We start from the raw sequence: 19,973 nt of genomic DNA, 5'->3' as shown, positions 1-19,973 counted from the left end.
GTATGAACTTTGCTCGCATTAATGGCGCGACGATCCATTACCGGCATCGTCCCGCAGCTGGCAGGCCGACGGTCGTCTTCGCGAACTCGCTCGGCACCGATATGCGCATCTGGAACGAGGTCGAGCGAAGGCTCGCCGACGACTGCACGTTCGTTGCGTTTGACAAGCGCGGACACGGCCTGAGCGAACTCGGTGGCGCGCCGCAAACAATCGAGACCCATGCGACGGACCTTGCAGGGCTGCTCGACCATCTTGGCGTAAAGCGCGCGGTGATCTGCGGGCTTTCGATCGGCGGCGTCATTGCGCAATGCCTTTACAAGACGCGATCGGATTTGATCGAGGGGTTGATCCTTTGCGATACGGCAGCGAAAATCGGTACGCCCGAGATGTGGAACGGGCGCATCAACGCGGCCCTGTCGGAGGGCATCGCCAGCTTTGCCGACGACGTGATGCAAAAATGGTTCACGCCGGATTTCCATAAGAATCGCGGCGAGGAACTGGCGGGTTACAAAACGATGCTGACGCGCCAGGATCCGGCCGGCTACGCTGCTGCCTGCGCGGCTATCCGCGACGCCGATTTCACCGCGACGACCGCCGCGATCAAAGTGCCGACACTCTGCATTGTCGGCGATCAAGACGGATCGACGCCGCCTGAACTGGTGGAATCGCTGGCCCGCTCAATCCCCGCCGCACGGTTCGAGGTCATCGCCGGTGCGGGCCACATCCCATGCGTCGAGCAGCCGGAAAGGCTCGCCGGGTTGATCCGTGGCTTCCTGAACGACCTGCGAAGAGAGCGCAAATGAGCAAGCCACAACACGGCGACCGATACCTCGAAGGGATGGCGACGCGCCGTTCGGTGCTGGGTGACGCCCATGTCGACCGCGCAGAGGTGGCCAAGACCGAATTCGACATTCCTTTCCAGGAACTGATCACGGAGGCTGCATGGAGCCACGTCTGGTCGCGGCCGAACATCACCAAGCGCGAGCGTTCCATGATCACCATCGCGTTGCTCGCCGCGCTGAAGCAGGACGAAGAGGTTGCGATGCATATCCGCGCCAGCGTCAATACCGGGGCGACGCGCGACGACATACGCGAGGCGCTGCTGCATGTGGCAATCTATGCCGGGGTACCGACGGCAAATCATGCGATGAAGATCGCCAGGAAGACGTTCGACGAAATCGACGCTCAAGCCGGCTAATCATGACCAACGCGCGCCTTCCCGCCAACCGCACGCCGGAAATCGGCGCCTTCTTTCAGCGCGACCGCAACTGGCATCCGCCGGCCTTCACGCCAGCCTACAAGACTTCCGTGCTGCGCTCGCCGCATCGGCCGCTTCTTTCCCTCGACAACACCCTGTCGGAGCTTACGGGGCCGGTCTTCGGCCACAATATTCTCGGTGAACTGGACAATGACCTCATACACAATTTTGCCGGGCCGGGCGAAAGCGCGATCGGGCCGCGCATCCTCGTCTATGGCCGCCTGCTCGACGAGCGCGGCATCGGCGTCGCCGGTGCGTTGCTGGAGGTATGGCAGGCTAACGCCGGCGGACGCTATCGACACAAGAAGGAGACTTATCTCGCGCCACTCGATCCGAACTTCGGCGGCTGCGGCCGCACCATCACCGGCGAGGATGGCTCCTATTGTTTCCGCACGATCCAGCCGGGGCCGTATCCCTGGCCCAACGGACCCAACGACTGGCGTCCAGCTCACATCCATTTCTCGATTTTCGGGCACGGCTTCGCGCAGCGCTTGATCACCCAGATGTATTTCGAGGGCGACCCGATGATCTGGAGGTGCCCGATCGTGCGGACCATCAACGACCGCCGTGCTATTGAAGGCCTCACCGCCGCGCTCGACATGGAGGCAACGATACCGATGGATGCGCGGGCATACAAATTCGACATTGTACTGCGCGGCCGCCGCTCGACGCTGTTCGAAAACCGCATCGAGGGCAACTGATGGTCCAGGCTCTCGGTCGGCTGAAGGAAAGCGCCTCGCAGACCGCGGGACCCTACGTCCATATAGGGCTGACGCCCAACTTTGCCGGTATCTCGGGCGTCTATAAACGCGACCTTGGCACCGCGATGGTCAACGACAAGACCAGGGGTGAACGCATCAGGGTCAACATCCGGGTGATCGACGGCGCCGGCTCGCCGCTGAAGGACGCGCTTGTGGAGATCTGGCAGGCGGACGCCGCCGGCATCTACAATTCGCCCTCGGATCTGCGCGGCTCCGCCGACCCGAATTTTACCGGCTGGGGCCGGCTGCCCACCGACATGACGACGGGCGAATGCATGTTCGAGACCATCAAACCCGGTCGCGTGCCCTTTTTCGACGGCCGCAAGATGGCGCCGCATTTGACGGTCTGGATCGTCGCGCGTGGAATCAACATTGGCCTTCACACCCGCATGTATTTCAGCGACGAGGAAACGGCCAACGCCGAGGATCCCGTCCTGATGCGCATTGAGCAAAGAGAGCGCGTGTCAACGCTGGTCGCGCCGCGCGATGGCGACATCTATAAGTTCGACATTCATCTCCAGGGCATCAACGAGACGGTCTTCTTCGACATATGATCGCAGCATTCGACAATCCCCTCCTGTCCGGGCTTCTCGGCGATGAGAAGATGGCGACGCTGCTCGGCGTCGAGGCCGAACTTGCGACGATGCTGCAATTCGAGAAAGCGCTCGCCGACGCAGAAGCTGCACTCGGCATCGTCCCGGCGGCTGCAGCAAGCGCAATCGGGCGCGTCCTCGACAATTTCCGGCCGGAAATCCAGGCCCTGAGGGACGGAACGAAGCGCGACGGTGTCATGGTGCCGGAGTTCGTGCGGCAGATCAGGCATGCTGTGGGAGAGCCGCATTCGGAGCATGTGCATTTCGGTGCGACTAGCCAGGACGTGATCGACACGGCCATGATCCTGAGAATTCGCGCCTGTATCGACCTGTTGGAAGAACGGCTTTCGGCCCTGGTGATCGCCTTCGCCGATCTCGGCCACCGGTTTGGCGATCGCCCGCTGATGGCCCGAACCCGAATGCAGGCAGCGATTCCGATTTCCGTAGCCGACCGCGTCACAAGCTGGCGCGAACCGCTGGTGCGCCACCACGAGCGGCTTCAATCGGTGCGAGGATCGGTTCTCGTCATCCAGTTCGGCGGCGCCGTCGGGACACTCGAGAAGTTCGCAGACAAGGGCGCCGCCATCCGTGCCGCGCTGGCCCGGCGGCTAAGCCTCGGCGACGCGCCGCAATGGCACAGCCAGCGCGACCGCATCGCTGAGCTGGCCAACTGGCTGTCGCTTGTGACGGGCGGCCTCGGCAAGTTCGGGCAGGATATCGCGCTGATGGCGCAGGCAGGCGGCGAGCTGCAACGGGCGGGCGGCGGTTCATCGTCCGCCATGGCGCACAAGCGCAATCCGATCGACGCCGAGATGCTGGTGACGCTTGCCCGCTACAACGCAGTCCAGTTGTCGGGAATGCATCATGCCCTGATCCATGAGCAAGAGCGCTCTGGTGCAGCCTGGACGCTGGAATGGTTGATCCTGCCGCAGATGCTCATGGCGGCTGGAGCATCGACCTGTGTCGCGGACAGGCTGGTCAGAACCATAGCGGCAATCGGAGGCAAGGTTGACTGATCCCACTAATGCATGTCGCGCAAAAGTGTGCAGCGGTTTTGCGACAACGACATGCATAAAAACAACAACCTAAAGCGCGTCGCATGAGGCCGATCAAACGCGACGCGCTTTAGGCGGCTCACGCCGTGGATCCTGCGATTTAGCCGTCTCCGCTACCACTTGGTCAGAAGATCAAGTGGTCACGTGAGCTACCATCAGCCACACTGAGCGCTCTCGCAGGCATCGAGCGGGTTGGAAATGGCAGTGCCCTGGCTTGCCGACACTTGTGCGGCCATACCCATGGCGACAGCTTTCCAGCCATCATCCAACGTCACCTCAACCGGCCCTTCGTCTCGTAGGGCGGCGCAGAACCGCTGATGCTGATAGAAAGTCGAGCCGTTGTGATCGCCGGCCGTCAACAATTGTGGGTCGACCGGGATCTCGACGGTGTACGGTCCCCGCGGAAAGCGCGGGCTGACGATCAACTGCGGCGTCGGCGCCGCGCCGAGATGAGCTGGCCAGAAGCGGCCGGGACCCGGCACCAGGCATTCGACTTTACCTCGCGCACCGACGGCGCTGATCTCCTCCTGATAGCGGCTGCCCTCTGCATACATGCATAGTTCCAGCATGGCGCGCGCGCCGCTGGCGAAATCGACCAGCACGTAGCCGCAATCCCAGATATCGGGTGTTTCGCCATCATAACGTTGGTTGAGATGGTTCACTTCCTGTCCGGCCGACGCCATGATCCTTACCGGTTCCGATTTCAGAATCAGCCGCATGAGATCGAAGAAATGGCAGCATTTTTCGACGAACGTGCCTCCCGATCGACGGTTGAAGCGGTTCCAGTGGGCCACCTTGTCCAGGAACGGGTAGCGATGTTCGCGGATTGTCAGCATCCGGATGCCGCCGGTGGCGTTCTGCGCCTGCTCGATGAATCGAGCGACCGGCGGCATATAGCGGTATTCCATCGCGACCCAGACTGGTGCGGTGTAGGTCGCGGCGAACGCCTTCACCGCGGCTGCGTCGACCGGATCGGTGAAAAGCGGCTTCTCGACCAGGATGGGCAGCGCACGGATAGCAGCGATTTCCTTGAGCTGCGCGAAATGCACATAGTTCGGACTGGCGATCAGCAAGCAGTCGACGCGCGGATCGGCCGCCACCTCCGCGACCGAGCCGGCGATCGACGCTTGCGGGGCAAAGCCGGCCGCGCGTGCGCGCATCATCGCGTCCGGCTCGAAGATCGCCGCGACGCCGACATCGGGCAGCAGCGCGATATTGCGAAGATGCTCCTGCCCCATCATGCCGCAGCCGATGATGCCGTAGGAAATGTGCTTCGCCATCTCAGTTCCTATCGCAGCCGCGCGACATAGCGCGCGACGCCATGATCAAACCAGGTCCTGGAAAATTCCGCGCTGGCGCCGTCCTGCATCCAGCCGGTACGCTCGATGAAGCCGGCGGCGGCGCCCGGTGCGAGGCCGAATTCGGGCAGCGCCCATCCCGGCACCTGGCCGACCCCGACGCGGTCCTCTGCACGCAAGATCCAGATGCCGAGTGCCTTGCGGTAGTAGAGATAGAGCGAATCCGACAGTTCTTCGATAGCTACCGTCTCCGCACGGGAACCGTCGAGCCAGATCTCCTCCAGCGCCGCCGGCTTGCCGCCGAGGCTCCGCAGCCGCCTTATTCTATGGGCCTCGCTGCTCGACCCGAACACCGGAAGGTCCATCGGTTTCGCCAGCCGATCGACTGACAGAACGCGCGCCGTCGGCAGCCCGCCTCCCTCCAGGAGTTCCAGCCGGAACATGGAATAGACACTGGCCACGTCGGGTTGCGAACGTACGTAGTTGCCGGAACCCTGGATGCGACTGAGCAAGCCCTTGCGCTCGAGATCGCCGAGCGCCTTGCGCAACGTACCGACCGCTATGCCGAGGCCCGCAGCCATGTCGCGCTCCGGCGGAAGCTTCTCGCCCTCGATCATCCGGCCAGCCGCGATCTCGCGGATGAGCATTTCGCTGACCTGCTGATGCATCGGAAGCGCGTAGGCGTTTCTGGACGTGGTCAAATTGTCTCCAACGCGAAAATTGATACACTATTGATCTACACAAAAACAAATGATATTCAACAGGGAAAGATAGTCGCGGCAGCAATTGACGAAGGGGGTGCGGACATTGACGGTCGTTCCGGTGACGTCCGCTGATCTCGACGCTGCTGAAGTGTCGTGGTTTTCTGCTTTGTGCTCCGATGATTTCCGCTATCTCGGCGTACCGGATGGCGCGCTGCGGTCGAGTTGGGAGCACTGCTCCGATATCGTCAAGACAGCCGAAGGACTGGGCTTTCGCAATATCCTGTGTCCCTCGTCCTATCAGGTCGGCCAGGATACTCTGTCCTTCGTGGCGGGCTGCGCTCCGATAACCTCGACGATCAACCTTCTCGCGGCGGTGCGTTGCGGCGAAATGCAACCGGTCATGCTGGCGCGCACGCTCGCAACGCTCGACCACATGCTAAAGGGCAGGTTGACGGTCAACGTCATCTCTTCCGACTTTCCCGGCGAACTCGCCGATAGCCGCTTCCGCTATCAGCGTTCGCGCGAGGTCATCGAGATCTTGCGTCAGGCCTGGACGCGCGACGAAATCGACCATCAGGGCGAAGTCTATCAATTCGGGAAAGTAACTGCCGACCCCGCAAAGCCCTACCAGCAGAATGGCGGGCCGCTACTCTATTTCGGCGGCTATTCGCCCGACGCGCTCGAACTCTGCGGCGCACAGTGTGACGTATATCTGATGTGGCCGGAGACGAAGGACGTATTGGCGCACCGCATGCGTGATGTTCACGCGCGTGCAGCCGCCCATGGCCGCACATTGGATTACGGCCTGCGCGTCCACGTGATTGTGCGCGACACCGAAGCCGAAGCCCGCGAATATGCCGAGGAGTTGGTTTCGAAACTCGACGACGAGCAGGGCAGAGTTATCCGCGCCCGCGCACTGGACGCGACATCCCTGGGCGTCGCGCACCAGGCAAAGAACCGCGCCGGCGCCGACGCACAAGGCTATGTCGAGCGGCATCTGTGGACCGGCGTTGGCCGCGCCCGCTCCGGTTGCGGCGCCGCGATCGTCGGCTCGACCGACCAAGTGATGTGCGAGATCGAGGAATACCGGAAAATGGGCATCCGCGCCTTCATCTTCTCAGGCTATCCGCATCTCGACGAGGCCTTGTCCTTCGGCAAGCGCGTGCTGCCGAACATCAACACCTGCTCGCTGCCGCATGCCTATGGCCGGGTACCGGAAATCACCCCGGCTACTCCGCTCGGAACCGGGGAACGGCGATGATGATGCTGCGAATGCGCCTCAACGAGATTGAAGCCTCCACCGCAGCCCTTGGCCAGGAGGGCGCGTGATGTACCACTTCCTCAACCCCGAGCGGCAACCGATGAAAAGCTTCGTGCCCGGCCCCGACCGCAAGCGCGAGTTCCGCGACGCCCTCGGCCGGTTTGCGACCGGTATCACCGTCGTCACCACGATGACACCCGATGGTCCCGTCGGCATCACAGCGAACAGCTTCGCATCGGTGTCCCTCGACCCGCCGATCGTGCTCTGGTCGATCGGCCGGCATTCGAGGCGCTTTGCCGCCTTCGCAGGTTGCGAACATTTCGCGGTTCATGTTTTGGGCGCGGAGCAGATTGAGCTGAGCAAGCGCTTCGCTCGCGTCGGTCAAGCCTTCGACGGTCTCCCGCATGACCTGAACGATGCCGGCGTGCCGCTGCTGGGTGGCTGCCTGTCGCGGTTCGAATGCACGCGGATCTCCGGGCATGCGGGCGGCGACCATTTGATCGTCGTTGCCCGCGTAACCGCCGCGATCTTGCGAGACGGCGAACCTCTGCTTTTCTTCGGCGGAGGTTATGGACGCTTCGAAGACGGTTCCAACGTGCCCCCATCGATGTAGTGATGGCCTGGCCCGGACAACGGTGTCAACCATACGTCTCAGGCGCGAACCGGGCCGGTCGACTGGCGTTGCACGATATGGCAGGCGAATTCGATACGGCGCGGCGGCAGGTCCCCGCCGAGATCGGCGAGCAGGAGGTCGAGCGACGCCGCGCCGATCTCGCGCATCGGGATATGCATCGTCGTGAGGGGCGGATTTTGGAAAGCCGCCTGCGGAAGGTCATCCATGCCCATGACCGACACGTCGGCAGGCACCTCGTAACCCGACTTCCGGATCGCCATCATCGCGCCGATAGCGAGGCTGTCGCCCGCGGCGAGCACGGCTGTGAAGTCGAGGCCACGCGCCTCAATGCGCCGCGCGATCGCTTCCGCCGCAAGGTCCGGCAGCCAATCCGCCACCTCCACAGCCAAGTCGCCGGCCGCCAGGCCGCGCTCTCGCAGTGCATCCTGCCAGCCCTCGAAGCGACGCTCGATCGTGCGCCGCCCGCGCCGCATCAGGAACAGGATGCGCCGGTGGCCGAGGTCGAGCAGGTGCTGCGTCGCGAGATGTGCCGCGGAGCGGTTGCATGGCGTCAAGCTCGAATGGTGCATCGCCGGGTCGTCGCCGTTTATGAGCACGATCGGCTTGCCGAAACCGCCGGTCAGCGTCAGCACCGCCTCGTCGTCAAGCGTCAGAAACAGGCAGCCGACGACGCTCTTGTCTTGCCTGGCCTCATCGAGCAGCGCGATCTGCTCACCGGCGTCGGCTATGGAGCGCGACACCAGCTCGACGCCGAGAGTTCGTGCGCGCTCGTTCAGTCCGTCGAGCACATAGAAGGTGAACTGGTTGCGGACATAGTCGATCCTCGCAGCGTTGCTTGCGGCGAGGATCACCTTGCGGCCGGCGATCGAGGTGGGGATCGTGTAGTTCAGCTTCTTGGCGGTTTCGATGATCATCGACCGAAGATCGCCGCGCACGCCCTTGCCGCCGGCAAGCGCCCGCGACGCCGTGCTGACGGAAACGCCACAGCGCGCGGCGACATCTTCGAGCCGCACGCGCCGGCTGAGCGTGCCGCGCTTCCCGCTTTCGACCTTCACGACCATCGGCTGTTTCCTCACCAGACCTTCATGCTGCAAAAAAATTTCAGATTGCGCAACAAAAATGCCTGTGGCACCCATTTGCCCGGCATCGCGCAAACTTGGGAGGAGTAGTGGCGTCGTCAACGAGAGATATGCGCTCAAAGCTCGACCTGCTCGTGCGCGGCATGACGGGCCTGCGCCATGATGGCCGTTTCGACGAGCCCAACCTCGACGGCACGGCCGGCGACTACATTAGCTTCGACTCCTGGGAATGGCCGCAGGGTGTGGGGCTCTACGGCCTCGTTTGCCTCTGGCGGCACAATCGCGACCCGAAGCTTTTGAAGACAATCGAAGGCTGGTACGAGCGCCATTTAAGGGCCGGCCTGCCGCCGATGAACATCAACACCACCGCTCCGATGATGGCGCTGGCACTGCTCTGGGGCGAGACACGCGATCCGCGCTGGGAAACCCCTCTCGGCCAATGGGCCGAAAGGCTGCTTCGCGACATGCCTCGCACGCCCGAGGGCGGGTTCCAACACAATGTCTCAGACAAGATCAACGACGACGAATTGTGGGACGACACGTTGTTCATGGCAGGCCTGTTCCTCGCTTTCCACGGACGCGCGGCCGGCCGGCAATCTTGCATCGACGAGGCCGTTCGTCAGTTCCTCGTCCATGCTCGCTATCTCGCCGACCCGAAAACGGGCCTGTGGTTCCACGGCTGGACATTTGCCGGACGACATAATTTTGCCCGCGCGCTCTGGGCCCGCGGCAACGCCTGGATCACCGTCGGCATTCTCGACCTGATCGAAAATGGCGGTATCGGGAAGCCAGTCGAAGCCTATCTGCTCGGGGTGCTGGAAGCGCAGATCGAAGCGCTGCTGCGCCTGCAGGCGCCATCGGGAGCATGGCACACTTTGCTCGATGACCCGACATCCTATGAAGAGATGTCGGCCACGGCCGGCATTGGCTATGGTCTCATGAAAGCTGCGCGCATAGGCATCGGGCCTAAGGGGTGCGGTCAGGCGGGCCTGCGCGCACTCGAGGCGGTTCTGGCCAGCATCGACGAGAACGGCGTGCTCGGAAATGTTTCCTACGGCACCCGCATGGGCCATGATCTCCAGTTCTACCGCGACATCCCGATTCAGCCTACCGGCTACGGCCAGGCCCTGGCGATCCTCTGCGTCACAGAGGGGATGATCCATGCCGAAGCTGCCGAGGCGGCGGCATGACGATGCGCGTTCTCTTCGGCGCCGGTCCGGGCGACATCGATGGCTACGGGACGGAGCGGCTACGCGCCGAGTTTCTGGTGGAGCGGCTGTTCGAGCCTGGCCGCATCGCCTTCGCTTACACCCATGTCGACCGCATGATCGTCGGCGGCGCGTGCCCAACCGGAGAGCCGCTGAGTTTCGGCGATGGCGCGGACGTCGGCACGCCGCATCTCTTCACTGCGCGGGAGATGGGCATCGCCAATCTCGGCGGCGCAGGAACGGTGAGCGTCGACCAGCAGCGCTTCACGCTCGCCAACCGCGATGTGCTCTATGTCGGGCGCGGCGCTAAACAAGTGACGCTCGAAAGCGACAGCGCCGCGCACCCCGCCTGGTTCTATATGAACTCGGTTCCGGCCGGCGCAGACATCAAGCATCGGCTGATCGCGAAATCCGAGGCGAAGCCGCTTGAACTCGGCGAGGAGCGACGCGCCAACAAGCGCACACTGCGCATGTACATTCATCCGGAAGTCGCGCCTTCCTGTCTGCTGCTGATGGGCATCACGGATCTCGCTCCGGGCAGCGTCTGGAACACCATGCCCCCTCACCTGCATGAGCGGCGCATGGAAGCCTACCTCTATTTCGATGTCGCGGCGGAAGACCGGGTCGTCCATCTGATGGGACGGCCGGACAACACCCGCCATCTGATCGTGGCCAATGGCGACTGTGTCATCTCGCCGGCCTGGTCGATCCATATGGGCAGCGGGACCGGCCCCTACGCCTTCGTCTGGGGCATGACGGGCGAGAACCAGGCCTATAACGACGTGTCGCCCGTGCCTGTTGAGACGCTGCGATGAACACCGTGGAACCGATCAAGCACGATCTTACGCTGCGCCGGCCGCTCGCATTCGGCGGTCCTGTCGTTTACTGGCTCGTCGGCGCGACGTCTGAGCAGCGCTACGATGTTGCAGATCAGCCGATGCAAGGGGAGATGGACCCCTTCTTCTTCCTGACCAAGCACAAGAATTTCATCCCACACGAATATCCCTGCCGAACCGAGTTTGCCGCCGAACGCTGCGGGAAACGGCCTGAGCCGCAGGGAGTGTTCCAGCCGGACCGTGTCTGGCTTCCGTTCGGTTCGCCACGCGTCGACCTGTCGGGCTTCTGGTTCCGCCCGACCGTGATCGCCACCTGGGCAAGTACCGTGCTCGATGCAGGCTCGGACGGCCGGGCGCGGCTGCGGCTGCGCACCTGCGGCGGCGCCGTTTTGTTCGTCAACGGGATAGAAGCCGGGTGGATGGCGGCCTACGGGCGCAATCTCGAGGCTTCTCAGGATTTCGAGGTCGATCTCGTCGCCGGCGCCAACGAGATCAGCATCTGGTTCGATGATCTCGCCGAGCGTGACGCACGCTACTTCTTCCAACTCGACTATCTGTCGGGCCCAACTGCCGAACAGGTCTTGCCCACGACCGTCAAAGGCGACGTCGCGGCGGCCATGGAAGCCGCTCTCGACGCGATGCATTTCGAGCGTCCATTTTATTCCGGCGGCGAAGTGGCTCTGGTGACGGATGTCCCGCTGCCGGTTGCGGTGGATGTAGCGATCGTGATCGAGGGCGACTTCATGTCGATCGAAGCGCCCGTGATCTTCCGCCGCCGCATCGAAGCGGGGGCAAGACGCATCACTATTGCCGCCACGGAAGACCTTCCCGCCGACTTCCGGCATTTTGCCGTATCGCTCTCATCTTCAGGCTTTGTTGCCCAGCGGGTCTTCGGCGTGGAGATCTGTCATGCGGCGCGCCAGGGCCGCGCCCCTGCTATCCTTGCCGACAGGATCGGCGAAGCCCTGGAACAGGTCTCCAATTTCGCAGAGGCCGATACCGTGCGTGGGCTGGCGCGGCTGGCGACGGGCCGCGGCGGAGCCGAAACCGACACCATCATTGCTGCTGCACTGCCGGCGATCGAAGATTGCCACGACTGCGCCGATTTCATCCTGGTTCCACTGCTGTGGTGCCGTCGTGCCTATGGCGACTCGATCGCGGTCGATCTCCGTCACCGCATTGACGAGGCGATCCTCAATTACCGCTATTGGATGGATGAGCCGGGTAACGACGTGCAGTGGTACTTCTCCGAAAACCATGCACTTCTGTTTCACACCGCGGCTTATCTCGGCGGCCATCTCTTGCCCGATGCCCGCTTTGTCCGCTCGGGGCGCACCGGCGCGGAGCAGTCGACCGTGGGCCTTGCGCGCGTGCGCGCTTGGCTCGATCATTTCGAGGAATGGGAAATGGCGGAATTCAACTCCGCCCCTTATTTCCCGATCGATCTCAAGGGGTTGACGATCCTATACGCGCTTGGGCCAGATGCCGACGTTCGCCGGCGCGCTGGGGCTGCGATCAACCGCCTGCTCGAGATCGTCGCTCGCTCCGCTCAGCAGGGCATGCTTACCGGCGCGCAAGGACGCTCCTACGAACACACGCTACGCGCCGCCCGTTCGCTGGAACTTTCCGGCATTGCACGCATGCTGTGGGGCAAAGGCTTTTATGGCATGCGCTTCCACGCCCTGCCGCAGCTCGCGCTCTGCCTGCGCGACCATGGGCTCCACGTCCCGCAAGAGCTGACCGGCATCGCTTGCATGGAGGGCGATGACGCGCAGGAATGGTGCTTCGCGCAGGGCCAGAACCGGATCGCCAAGCTCTACCACTACAAGACCCGCGATTTCGCCATGGGAAGCGCAGCAGCCTATCGCTGGAACGAATGGGGTTATCAGGAAACGGTGCTGCACCTGCGCCTCGGCGGCAATCCCGACGCGCAGATATGGATCAACCATCCGGGCGAGACGATTCATTCGGGCTATGGCCGTCCGTCCTACTGGGGCGGCTCCGGATCTCTGCCGCGCGTGCATCAATACCGCGACCTGGCGGTTGTGCTGTTCAGCTGCGCTGCCGAGCAGCCCGACTTTACCCATGCCTGGTTCCCACAGAGCGCGTTCGATGAAGCGTGGGTCAAGAAAAATATCGCTTCGGCGCGCGGCGGCGATGGGTTCGCGATGCTGAAGGCCGATAGCGCCTTCGAGCTGATCGGCCGGGGGCCGACCGCTGGAAACGAGTTGCGCGTGCCGGGCCATCAAGCCGCATGGATCATCCGCTTGGGCCGGCGCCGGCAATACGGGTCGCTGGAGCAATTCGAGGCGCAGTTTTCTCAGCTCGCGCTCGGCCACGGAAAAAACGACGTTCTGCATGTCAATGACCCGGAATATGGCGACGTGCTGTTCCATCCGGATGGCCGCATAGAGGCTGAGGACCGTGTGATCGATCCGGCCGACTGGCAGGTCACGGGCGAAGCCACGTTCTTCATAGCCGACGCCATCGCAACCAGGTGAGGATCGGATCAAAAGGAGCAGGACAAGCAGCTCGGACAGCGACAATCAAGCGGGGTGAAAACCGCAAAAAGTGGAGGAGTGAACCATGAGAATGAATTCGATAATCCTGGGCCTTTCGGTGGGCCTTCTGTCGTCGACGGCGTTCGCAGGCGACGTTCGCGTGATGTGGTATTCGGATGGCGTCGAGGGCGAGGTCATACAGGATCTGCTCAACCGCTTCATGAAAGACAATCCGGGCATCAACGTCATTCTCGACAATGTCGCCTACAAGGTTATCCAGGAGCAGCTTCCGGTCGAACTCGAGGCAGGACGTGGTCCTGATATCGCCCGCGTCACCAATATCAAGGAACTCGCCGATCATTGGCTCGACCTGACGCCTGTGGTGGCCGATCCAGCATACTGGCAGACGAATTTCGGCGACCAGTTCGACTGGATGCGCCCTGACGGTTCCAAGATCATTCCGGGCTTCATGACCCAGATCACGCTGACCGGCGGCTTCGTCAACAAGACGCTTTTTGAACAGGCCGACGTGCCGATCCCGGCCGGCACCGCAACCTGGGACGAATGGATCGATGCCGCCGGCAAGGTGCAGCAGAGTCAGCAGCTCAACGCTGCCTTTGCCATCGACCGCAGCGGCCATCGTATCTCGGCGCCGAACATCTCTTATGGCGCCAATTATATCGGCAGTGATGGACTGCCGGCGCCGATCGATGCCGGCACGAAAGCTTTCGCCGAAAAGCTGGTCAATTGGGTTGCCGACGGCCGCATGAACAAGGAAATTTGGGTATCAGCGTCAGGCACCACCTATCGCGCCGGGGCCGACGACTTCATCAATGGGCAAATTGCCTACTACTATTCGGGCAGTTGGCAGGTTGCCAACCTTGCCGGCAAGATCGGCAAGAACTTCGACTGGGTGGCGACGGGTTCGCCGTGCGGCCCCGCCGCCTGCACCGGTATGCCGGGCGGCGCCGCGCTCGTCGCCATCAAATACACGAAGAACGCATCTGAAGTCGGCAAGGTGATGGACTTCCTGGGCCGCGAGGACATCGTGCGCGAGTTCACCGAGCGCACCCTGTTCCTGCCCGCACACAAGGGCGTTCTCGCTGGCAAGATCCATTTCAAGACCGATGACGAGAACGTCAAGGCGTCGCTCGAAGCGTTTTTAAAGGCATCGGGCAAGATCGCGCCGAATGCCGCCGCCCTGCCGGCGTGGAAATGGGGAACTCCGGTTTATGGCGCGCTGGTGACCCGCATCAGTCAGGTCATGGCGGGCGAGCTGAAGCTCGACGAGGCTTTCGTCCGCATCGACGAGGACATCAAGGCAAAGGTGGCCGAGGCATCGAAGTAGCGTCGCGGCAGTGTCATGGGAGACGTCCGAAACGGCATAGCAACCCGCGCCGGCGCCATGATCCTGGCGCCGGTCGGCTGGCTTGCGAATGTTTTCGATGCGCCACTGCGCATGTTGCAACGGCGCACGGGCAGCAATGGCATGGCCGTTTTCTTCCTGGCGCCGAACATGCTGGTGTTCGGCATTTTCGTGCTGTTTCCGCTGGTCATCAACATCCTGTATTCGATGACCGGTGGCGGGGCGCTGTTCCTCGGCGACCGCACCTTCGTCGGCGCCGATCAGTATGGGCGGCTGTTCAGTTGCGGCAGCTATCTCGATCCGAAGAGCTGCACCGAGGACCTCTTCTGGATCGCGGTTTGGAACACCCTGACCTTCGTTGTGTTGCAAGTGGCGATGATGGTGACTGTAGCGCTTGTCACCGCACTCGTACTCAACCGTGAGTTGCGTGCGCGCAGTTTCTGGCGCGCTGTGTTCTTCTTCCCTGTCCTTTTGTCGCCGGTCGTGGTCGGTCTCATCTGGCGCTGGATCCTGCAGCGGCAGGGACTGCTCAACCTGATGGTGTTCGAGGCGGGCGGAACCCCGGTCAACTGGCTGGTGGAGCGCAACTGGGCCTTCGTGGCCACGATCATGGTGTCGGTCTGGGCCCATGTCGGCTTCTATGCGCTGATCCTTCTCGCCGGCCTTCAAGCCATTCCGAAAGACCTCTACGAGGCCGCCGAGATGGACGGCACCCGGCCCTTGCGCGTCTTCTGGCGGATAACGCTGCCCTTGCTGGCGCCCAACCTCCTGGTCGTGCTGGTGCTGACGCTCATCCGCGCCGTGCAGATATTCGACGAAGTCTATGTGCTGACCGGCGGTGGTCCCGGGACGAGCACGCTGTTCCTCACGCAGTACATCTACGAGGTCGGCTTCGCCTCGCTGCTGCGCAATCCGGGGCTCGCCTCCGCTGCCTCGATTCTCATGGGAGCGGTGTTGGTCGTGCTGACCTTGATCCAGCTTGGCATCGCAAGGCGCAACGAACAGCGGGGCAAAACGCGATGAGCAGGGTTGCGGAATTCCTGTTCCGCCGTCGCGGCGGCGCCGGCTGGCACTGGACGGACGTTTTCACCTGGTTCTGGCTGATAGGTGGGCTGATTGTCATGTTCGGCCCGGCGCTCTGGCTGGTCAACTCGTCGTTCAAGACGCCTGCCGCGCTGGCGGAGTTTCCGCCGACAATTTTGCCCTATGTCACCGCCGAAGCTATCGTAGAAGGGTACGAGGAGCCGCTGAAGCTCTTCGAAGTGCGCAATGACGACGGCAGCGTGCGCGTGCTCGCCGAAGTGCGCCGCCTCGGCACCATCGCGCAGATGGTCGATCCCGCCAACCCGGGCGCGATCATACGCGTCAACAACCGTACGCCCAAGCGCAGCATCGCCTTCGCGCTCGACAATTATGTCCAGCCTTTCCTCGCCTTTGACTTCTTCCTCTATCTGCGCAACTCGGTCTTCGTCACCGTGGTCGCGACCCTGATTACCCTCCTGACCAATTCGATGGCTGCGTTCGCACTGTCGAAGTACAATTTTCGGGGACGTTCGGCTGTGATGATGCTCATCGTCGCGACGCTGATGGTGCCGCTCTCCGTCATTCTGGTGCCGCTCTATTCGGTCATCTCGGCGATGGGACTGTTCAACTCGTTATGGGGCGTGATCCTGCCCACAGTGGCGACGCCCACGGGCGTCTTCATGCTACGCCAGTACATGCTGACGATCCCCGACGAGCTGATCGATGCAGCGCGCATGGACAAAGCGTCCGAATGGCAGATCTACTGGCGCATCATCCTGCCGCTGACCGCCCCCGCGCTGGCGGTACTCGCGATCTTTTCCGTCGTCTGGCGCTGGAACGACTTCCTGTGGCCGCTGATCGTTTTGTCGCGCAAGGAGGTCTATACGCTGCAGGTTGGTCTCAACACCTATGCCGGCGAACTCAACGTGCAATGGCATTACATCCTGGCCATGACTGTCGTCACCATGATCCCGGTCGTGCTGGTGTTCGTTTTCCTTCAGCGCTTCATCACCACCGGCATTGCCGGCTCCGGTCTGAAATAGAGGCTACCATGAGCCAGATCACACTCACCGACGTATCGAGGGCATTCGGCAAGATCGGCGTGCTGCACGACATAAATCTCGATATTCTTGACGGTGAGCTGATCGTCTTCGTCGGCCCCTCCGGCTGCGGCAAGTCCACGCTGCTGCGGCTCATCGCCGGGCTTGATCGGCCGACAGGCGGCGCCATCGCGATCGACGGCAAGGACGTGACCACCGTCCCGGCCGCCGACAGGGGATTGGCGATGGTGTTCCAATCCTACGCACTTTACCCGCACATGAGCGTGCGCCAGAACCTGGCCTTCGGACTGGAGAACGCCCGTATGGCGCGCGCCGAAATCGATGCGCGCATCGCCGAAGCCGCGCGGATGCTGGAAATCGCGCCGTATCTCGACCGGCGCCCCGGCCAGCTCTCCGGCGGCCAGCGCCAGCGCGTCGCGATCGGCCGCGCCATCGTGCGCAATCCAACCGCTTTCCTGCTTGACGAGCCGCTGTCCAATCTCGACGCCGAACTGCGCATCTCGACACGCGCCGAACTGGCCGCCCTGCACGAGCGGCTTTCGGCGACGATGGTATATGTCACGCACGACCAGATCGAGGCGATGACGCTTGCCGACCGCATCGTTGTGCTGCGCGCCGGCCGCATCGAGCAGATTGGCACGCCGCTCGACCTCTACAATCATCCGGCCAATCTGTTCGTCGCCGGTTTCATCGGTGCACCGCGTATGAACCTCCTACCGGTAAAGCTGGCACCCGGGGGCACTGGCCGGTCAAGCCTCACGCTGGACGGTTCAGCTGGATTCGAGATCGACGGGAACGTCAGCGCGGCGAATGGCGACGTGACGCTCGGGCTACGGCCGCATCACGTCGGCCTCGCCGACGCCGGCAAGGGAGACATTGCGGCGTCCGTCGCGCTGGTGGAGGCGCTCGGCTCCGAGACAATCGTCCACGCCAAGATAAGCAGCGGCCGGACCATGCTTGCGGTTGTCGCCGGACAATGTTCGGTGGCTTCAGGCGACACGGTGGATCTGAAGTTCGATACCAGCCATCTGCATCTTTTCGATAACACCGGCTTGCGCATCGCTGTGAGTTAGAACTCGGTGAACCCTGCCCGGGTGGCGTTGGAGAATGACTGGGCGGGCCCACATTCTGAACGAACCTGGCGACGGCTCGACTCGGGAGGCTGACGGGTGAAGCATGAATACCGCATTCCTATTGATGATGGACCAGTATAATGGGGAGCCATAATCCCGATCGACGACGTCTGCCGAGACTACTTCTTCCATCTCACGCCGACCAAGTTGATCCGAAAGATCTCTGCTAGACTAGGCGAGGCATTTCCTGTCGTTGCGCTGAAGGCGGGAGCCGGCGGCGCGTGGCTCAAAATGTTTGGGACACTGCTGCAAAGAGGATCGAAGAAGGTTCCGGATGTGGACACCACCGGCGCCGGAGACGCCTTTAACACTGGCTTCATCCATGCTTGGCTCTCAGGCGAGAACGCGCAAACCTGCCTCGCCGCGGGCGTTACGTTCGGCAGCCTCGCCGTTCAGGCGGCCGGTGGAACGGCCATCCTGCGCGACCCGGAGCAAGGGCTGATTACCTGAAGCCAACCAGGTTCGGGCACATCAATCTGGTCGAGATGCGCTCCCTATCTCGAATCGCGCGACACCTTGATGGCGAGCTCGCTGACCAATTCCTCGACTGTCGCTCAAGAAGGAGAGCTGATTCAAATGGGATGCGTACTTTCGAAATGGCCGTCAGCATGTCTCTCAACTAGATCTTGTGTATCGCGAGGCTCGGCCGTCATATATTGATCGCTTGCCCAGGCGTGGCCAGACACAGTGTTGGTTAACAACCCGTTATTCATAGCCCAAACTGCAGCTTGAGTCCGGTTGCGGACCCGAATCTTTCGAAGAATCGTCTTCACGTGCACCTTCACCGTTGCGTCGGCGATATGGAACTTACGCGCGATGATTTTATTAGACTTACCTTCAGTTAAGCAACCGAGAACACATATTTCGCGAGGCGACAGCATCGAGAGGACGCGCTCCTCATGCTCCGGGATAACGCCAGGATTGCTTGGATTTTGTTTATGTTCAGGTTCCAGATTTTGCTTCACAGACGGTAAAAATGGCAACGCCTCCGCAGGCAACATGGATTGTCCAAGCAACACTAATTCAAGAGATTTGATGAACGTGTCGTAAGCGGTGAATTTTGTCAAATAAGCATTTGCACCGGAACGAAAAGCTGAGACGACATCGTCCAATTGATAGTGATCAGCCAAAACAACTACATGGCTATCAGGATAATTTTCCTTGAAATCTGCAATTTGTTCAAATCCAGAACTGGCATCGGAGCAATCGACATCAATTATAAGCAAGATAGGCCGGCATTGCGGCAACGGTTTGAGAAGGAGGTCGTGAACAGAATCTGCTGAGAAAGCAATACGAAACTTCGATTTATCTAGGATCCGAATTAGGCTCTCTCGGAGTAATCCACTCGGTCCGACAAGTAACGTCAAAAAAGATTGTCGTCCCATCGGTAGCCTCCCCTGGTACACTAGTTAACAACCTATGACACTTATGAGGTACTCTTGTTTGGTTCTCCATGCGGCTGCAAAAATGGTATTTAACCGTATTACCTTACGCCGCGAACGCCGAATTTCAAAATACCTCATTAGGAGTAGATGGCCGGCCCAAGGTTCTCACTGCGCCCGCCCGGACGCACGTCACGCATTAGAAGGAGGCGTAGTTTAGTTTAGTTTAGTTTAATTTAGTTTAGTTTAGTTTAGTTGAGGGAACAAAGGATCGCAAACCGGCGCGCTTTCAACCAAGAAACCGGTCCGATAGTGCTGCCTCAGGTTTTCCGACGTGACCGCAATTGATAGTCCATAGATCGCGCCTCTATGGTCAGGGCGATTTCTTGCATGAGCGCCAGCGCGTCAAAGCCGGGCCATTCGGACCGCTGGCCGACAATCTGGTGACCGGCGACTATATCCGCAGAACGGCGGCCATGCCACTGCCGCCGCAGATCGACGGCTTGCCGATCGACGCCACCCAGGTGGCGACGCCAGCTGCTGCGCCGAAATGCGCCGCGACCTGGCGGCATTCTCGGGTCTTCGTGCCCGGCCATACGCTGGGCAATGGGATATTCCCAGGGCGCCCATGGCAGCTATTCCAACGTCGCTTGCTGAACCCAAAGAGCGCCGTGATGTGGTCGCACACGATCCGCACCGACGCGGCAACTGCCGGCGAGGCCGTGAACGCGCATGCAAGCCTTCCTCGCCACGCACGTTCTGCCTTTCCGCGCCTGCTGCGCCTGCTATAATGTCAGCGATGCGGCGCTCGACAAGGCGA

The 19,973-nt window shown here is 61.7% G+C and carries 20 protein-coding genes; 16 read left to right on the top strand and 4 right to left on the bottom strand.

Going from position 1 to position 19,973, the window contains the following annotated elements; translation table 11 throughout:
* The first annotated feature begins 2 nt into the window (after nt 1–2).
* The 5 genes from pcaD to EN807_RS13150 are packed head-to-tail and all read left to right on the top strand — an operon-like array spanning nt 3 to nt 3,628.
* A complete protein-coding gene (gene pcaD / locus EN807_RS13170; RefSeq protein ID WP_135935863.1) occupies nt 3–803 on the top strand; it encodes a 3-oxoadipate enol-lactonase in 801 nt (266 codons plus the stop codon).
* Nucleotides 800–1,198 carry a 4-carboxymuconolactone decarboxylase gene (pcaC, locus tag EN807_RS13165; protein ID WP_135935207.1) on the top strand — a complete coding sequence of 133 codons (399 nt, stop codon included), beginning with the start codon at nt 800–802 and terminating at the stop codon, nt 1,196–1,198. The genes pcaD and pcaC overlap by 4 nt, the downstream gene beginning before the upstream one ends.
* Nucleotides 1,199–1,200: 2 nt before the next feature.
* Nucleotides 1,201–1,959, top strand: a complete 759-nt coding sequence (gene pcaH, locus EN807_RS13160) for a protocatechuate 3,4-dioxygenase subunit beta (protein ID WP_135935206.1) — start codon at nt 1,201–1,203, stop codon at nt 1,957–1,959.
* On the top strand, nt 1,959–2,573 hold the full coding sequence (pcaG, locus tag EN807_RS13155; RefSeq protein ID WP_135935205.1) for a protocatechuate 3,4-dioxygenase subunit alpha: 615 nt from the start codon (nt 1,959–1,961) through the stop codon (nt 2,571–2,573). Before pcaH ends, pcaG begins: the two co-directional genes overlap by 1 nt.
* Nucleotides 2,570–3,628, top strand: a complete 1,059-nt coding sequence (locus EN807_RS13150; RefSeq protein ID WP_135935204.1) for a 3-carboxy-cis,cis-muconate cycloisomerase — start codon at nt 2,570–2,572, stop codon at nt 3,626–3,628. The genes pcaG and EN807_RS13150 overlap by 4 nt, the downstream gene beginning before the upstream one ends.
* A gap of 194 nt (nt 3,629–3,822) precedes the next feature.
* On the opposite strand, the gene EN807_RS13145 is transcribed toward EN807_RS13150, so the two are convergent.
* Nucleotides 3,823–4,947, bottom strand: a complete 1,125-nt coding sequence (locus EN807_RS13145) for a Gfo/Idh/MocA family oxidoreductase (RefSeq protein ID WP_135935203.1) — start codon at nt 4,945–4,947, stop codon at nt 3,823–3,825.
* A gap of 8 nt (nt 4,948–4,955) precedes the next feature.
* Nucleotides 4,956–5,633, bottom strand: a complete 678-nt coding sequence (locus EN807_RS13140; RefSeq protein WP_135935862.1) for a GntR family transcriptional regulator — start codon at nt 5,631–5,633, stop codon at nt 4,956–4,958.
* Nucleotides 5,634–5,772: 139 nt separating this feature from the next.
* Here EN807_RS13140 and EN807_RS13135 point away from each other — a divergent pair, with 139 nt between their 5' ends.
* Nucleotides 5,773–6,930, top strand: a complete 1,158-nt coding sequence (locus tag EN807_RS13135; protein WP_135935202.1) for an LLM class flavin-dependent oxidoreductase — start codon at nt 5,773–5,775, stop codon at nt 6,928–6,930.
* A 67-nt stretch (nt 6,931–6,997) separates the two neighbouring features.
* A complete protein-coding gene (locus EN807_RS13130) occupies nt 6,998–7,543 on the top strand; it encodes a flavin reductase family protein (RefSeq protein ID WP_135935861.1) in 546 nt (181 codons plus the stop codon).
* Between the two features lie 38 nt (nt 7,544–7,581).
* On the opposite strand, the gene EN807_RS13125 is transcribed toward EN807_RS13130, so the two are convergent.
* Entirely contained in the window at nt 7,582–8,625 is a 1,044-nt protein-coding gene (locus EN807_RS13125) for a LacI family DNA-binding transcriptional regulator (RefSeq protein WP_135935201.1), read from the bottom strand.
* Between the two features lie 128 nt (nt 8,626–8,753).
* On the opposite strand from EN807_RS13125, the gene EN807_RS13120 reads away from it, so the two are divergent.
* The 8 genes from EN807_RS13120 to EN807_RS13085 all read left to right on the top strand — a co-directional run bounded on the left by EN807_RS13120 (nt 8,754) and on the right by EN807_RS13085 (nt 18,221).
* On the top strand, nt 8,754–9,833 hold the full coding sequence (locus tag EN807_RS13120) for a glycoside hydrolase family 88 protein (RefSeq protein WP_135935200.1): 1,080 nt from the start codon (nt 8,754–8,756) through the stop codon (nt 9,831–9,833).
* Nucleotides 9,830–10,666: a 5-dehydro-4-deoxy-D-glucuronate isomerase gene (gene kduI, locus EN807_RS13115; protein WP_135935199.1), complete on the top strand. Its 837-nt coding sequence runs from the start codon at nt 9,830–9,832 to the stop codon at nt 10,664–10,666. Before EN807_RS13120 ends, kduI begins: the two co-directional genes overlap by 4 nt.
* A complete protein-coding gene (locus tag EN807_RS13110; protein WP_246684075.1) occupies nt 10,663–13,188 on the top strand; it encodes a hypothetical protein in 2,526 nt (841 codons plus the stop codon). The genes kduI and EN807_RS13110 overlap by 4 nt, the downstream gene beginning before the upstream one ends.
* Before the next feature lie 85 nt (nt 13,189–13,273).
* Entirely contained in the window at nt 13,274–14,536 is a 1,263-nt protein-coding gene (locus EN807_RS13105; RefSeq protein WP_135935198.1) for an ABC transporter substrate-binding protein, read from the top strand.
* A 57-nt stretch (nt 14,537–14,593) separates the two neighbouring features.
* Entirely contained in the window at nt 14,594–15,577 is a 984-nt protein-coding gene (locus EN807_RS13100; RefSeq protein ID WP_246684148.1) for a sugar ABC transporter permease, read from the top strand.
* Nucleotides 15,574–16,620, top strand: coding sequence for a carbohydrate ABC transporter permease (locus tag EN807_RS13095; RefSeq protein ID WP_135935196.1), 1,047 nt, complete (start codon nt 15,574–15,576; stop codon nt 16,618–16,620). Before EN807_RS13100 ends, EN807_RS13095 begins: the two co-directional genes overlap by 4 nt.
* Nucleotides 16,621–16,628: 8 nt before the next feature.
* Nucleotides 16,629–17,711: a sn-glycerol-3-phosphate ABC transporter ATP-binding protein UgpC gene (ugpC, locus tag EN807_RS13090; RefSeq protein WP_135935195.1), complete on the top strand. Its 1,083-nt coding sequence runs from the start codon at nt 16,629–16,631 to the stop codon at nt 17,709–17,711.
* Nucleotides 17,712–17,918: 207 nt separating this feature from the next.
* A complete protein-coding gene (locus EN807_RS13085) occupies nt 17,919–18,221 on the top strand; it encodes a PfkB family carbohydrate kinase (RefSeq protein ID WP_348640236.1) in 303 nt (100 codons plus the stop codon).
* 122 nt (nt 18,222–18,343) lie between these two features.
* Here the strand turns inward: EN807_RS13085 and EN807_RS13080 are convergent, their stop codons facing one another.
* Nucleotides 18,344–19,156 carry a response regulator transcription factor gene (locus EN807_RS13080; protein WP_135935193.1) on the bottom strand — a complete coding sequence of 271 codons (813 nt, stop codon included), beginning with the start codon at nt 19,154–19,156 and terminating at the stop codon, nt 18,344–18,346.
* A 383-nt stretch (nt 19,157–19,539) separates the two neighbouring features.
* Here EN807_RS13080 and EN807_RS13075 point away from each other — a divergent pair, with 383 nt between their 5' ends.
* Nucleotides 19,540–19,944 (top strand): hypothetical protein, encoded by a 405-nt coding sequence (locus EN807_RS13075; protein ID WP_135935192.1) that lies wholly within the window; start codon nt 19,540–19,542, stop codon nt 19,942–19,944.
* Nucleotides 19,945–19,973: the final 29 nt, after the last annotated feature.

The organism is Mesorhizobium sp. M5C.F.Ca.ET.164.01.1.1 (assembly GCF_004792125.1).
GTDB lineage: Bacteria > Pseudomonadota > Alphaproteobacteria > Rhizobiales > Rhizobiaceae > Mesorhizobium > Mesorhizobium wenxiniae.
Note: the sequence above shows the minus strand (reverse complement) of the source record. Positions and strands in the feature narration are given on the sequence as shown.

What these genes read in the sequence shown, in the direction of transcription:
- EN807_RS13100 (WP_246684148.1), top strand. Translation starts at nt 14,594, where the DNA reads ATGATCCTGGCGCCGGTCGGCTGGCTTGCGAATGTTTTCGATGCGCCA.
- EN807_RS13125 (WP_135935201.1), bottom strand. Translation starts at nt 8,625, where the DNA reads ATGGTCGTGAAGGTCGAAAGCGGGAAGCGCGGCACGCTCAGCCGGCGC.
- pcaC (WP_135935207.1), top strand. Translation starts at nt 800, where the DNA reads ATGAGCAAGCCACAACACGGCGACCGATACCTCGAAGGGATGGCGACG.
- ugpC (WP_135935195.1), top strand. Translation starts at nt 16,629, where the DNA reads ATGAGCCAGATCACACTCACCGACGTATCGAGGGCATTCGGCAAGATC.
- pcaD (WP_135935863.1), top strand. Translation starts at nt 3, where the DNA reads ATGAACTTTGCTCGCATTAATGGCGCGACGATCCATTACCGGCATCGT.
- pcaH (WP_135935206.1), top strand. Translation starts at nt 1,201, where the DNA reads ATGACCAACGCGCGCCTTCCCGCCAACCGCACGCCGGAAATCGGCGCC.
- EN807_RS13095 (WP_135935196.1), top strand. Translation starts at nt 15,574, where the DNA reads ATGAGCAGGGTTGCGGAATTCCTGTTCCGCCGTCGCGGCGGCGCCGGC.
- EN807_RS13145 (WP_135935203.1), bottom strand. Translation starts at nt 4,947, where the DNA reads ATGGCGAAGCACATTTCCTACGGCATCATCGGCTGCGGCATGATGGGG.
- EN807_RS13105 (WP_135935198.1), top strand. Translation starts at nt 13,274, where the DNA reads ATGAGAATGAATTCGATAATCCTGGGCCTTTCGGTGGGCCTTCTGTCG.
- EN807_RS13080 (WP_135935193.1), bottom strand. Translation starts at nt 19,156, where the DNA reads ATGGGACGACAATCTTTTTTGACGTTACTTGTCGGACCGAGTGGATTA.
- EN807_RS13120 (WP_135935200.1), top strand. Translation starts at nt 8,754, where the DNA reads ATGCGCTCAAAGCTCGACCTGCTCGTGCGCGGCATGACGGGCCTGCGC.
- EN807_RS13140 (WP_135935862.1), bottom strand. Translation starts at nt 5,633, where the DNA reads ATGCATCAGCAGGTCAGCGAAATGCTCATCCGCGAGATCGCGGCTGGC.
- kduI (WP_135935199.1), top strand. Translation starts at nt 9,830, where the DNA reads ATGACGATGCGCGTTCTCTTCGGCGCCGGTCCGGGCGACATCGATGGC.
- EN807_RS13110 (WP_246684075.1), top strand. Translation starts at nt 10,663, where the DNA reads ATGAACACCGTGGAACCGATCAAGCACGATCTTACGCTGCGCCGGCCG.
- EN807_RS13130 (WP_135935861.1), top strand. Translation starts at nt 6,998, where the DNA reads ATGTACCACTTCCTCAACCCCGAGCGGCAACCGATGAAAAGCTTCGTG.
- EN807_RS13150 (WP_135935204.1), top strand. Translation starts at nt 2,570, where the DNA reads ATGATCGCAGCATTCGACAATCCCCTCCTGTCCGGGCTTCTCGGCGAT.
- pcaG (WP_135935205.1), top strand. Translation starts at nt 1,959, where the DNA reads ATGGTCCAGGCTCTCGGTCGGCTGAAGGAAAGCGCCTCGCAGACCGCG.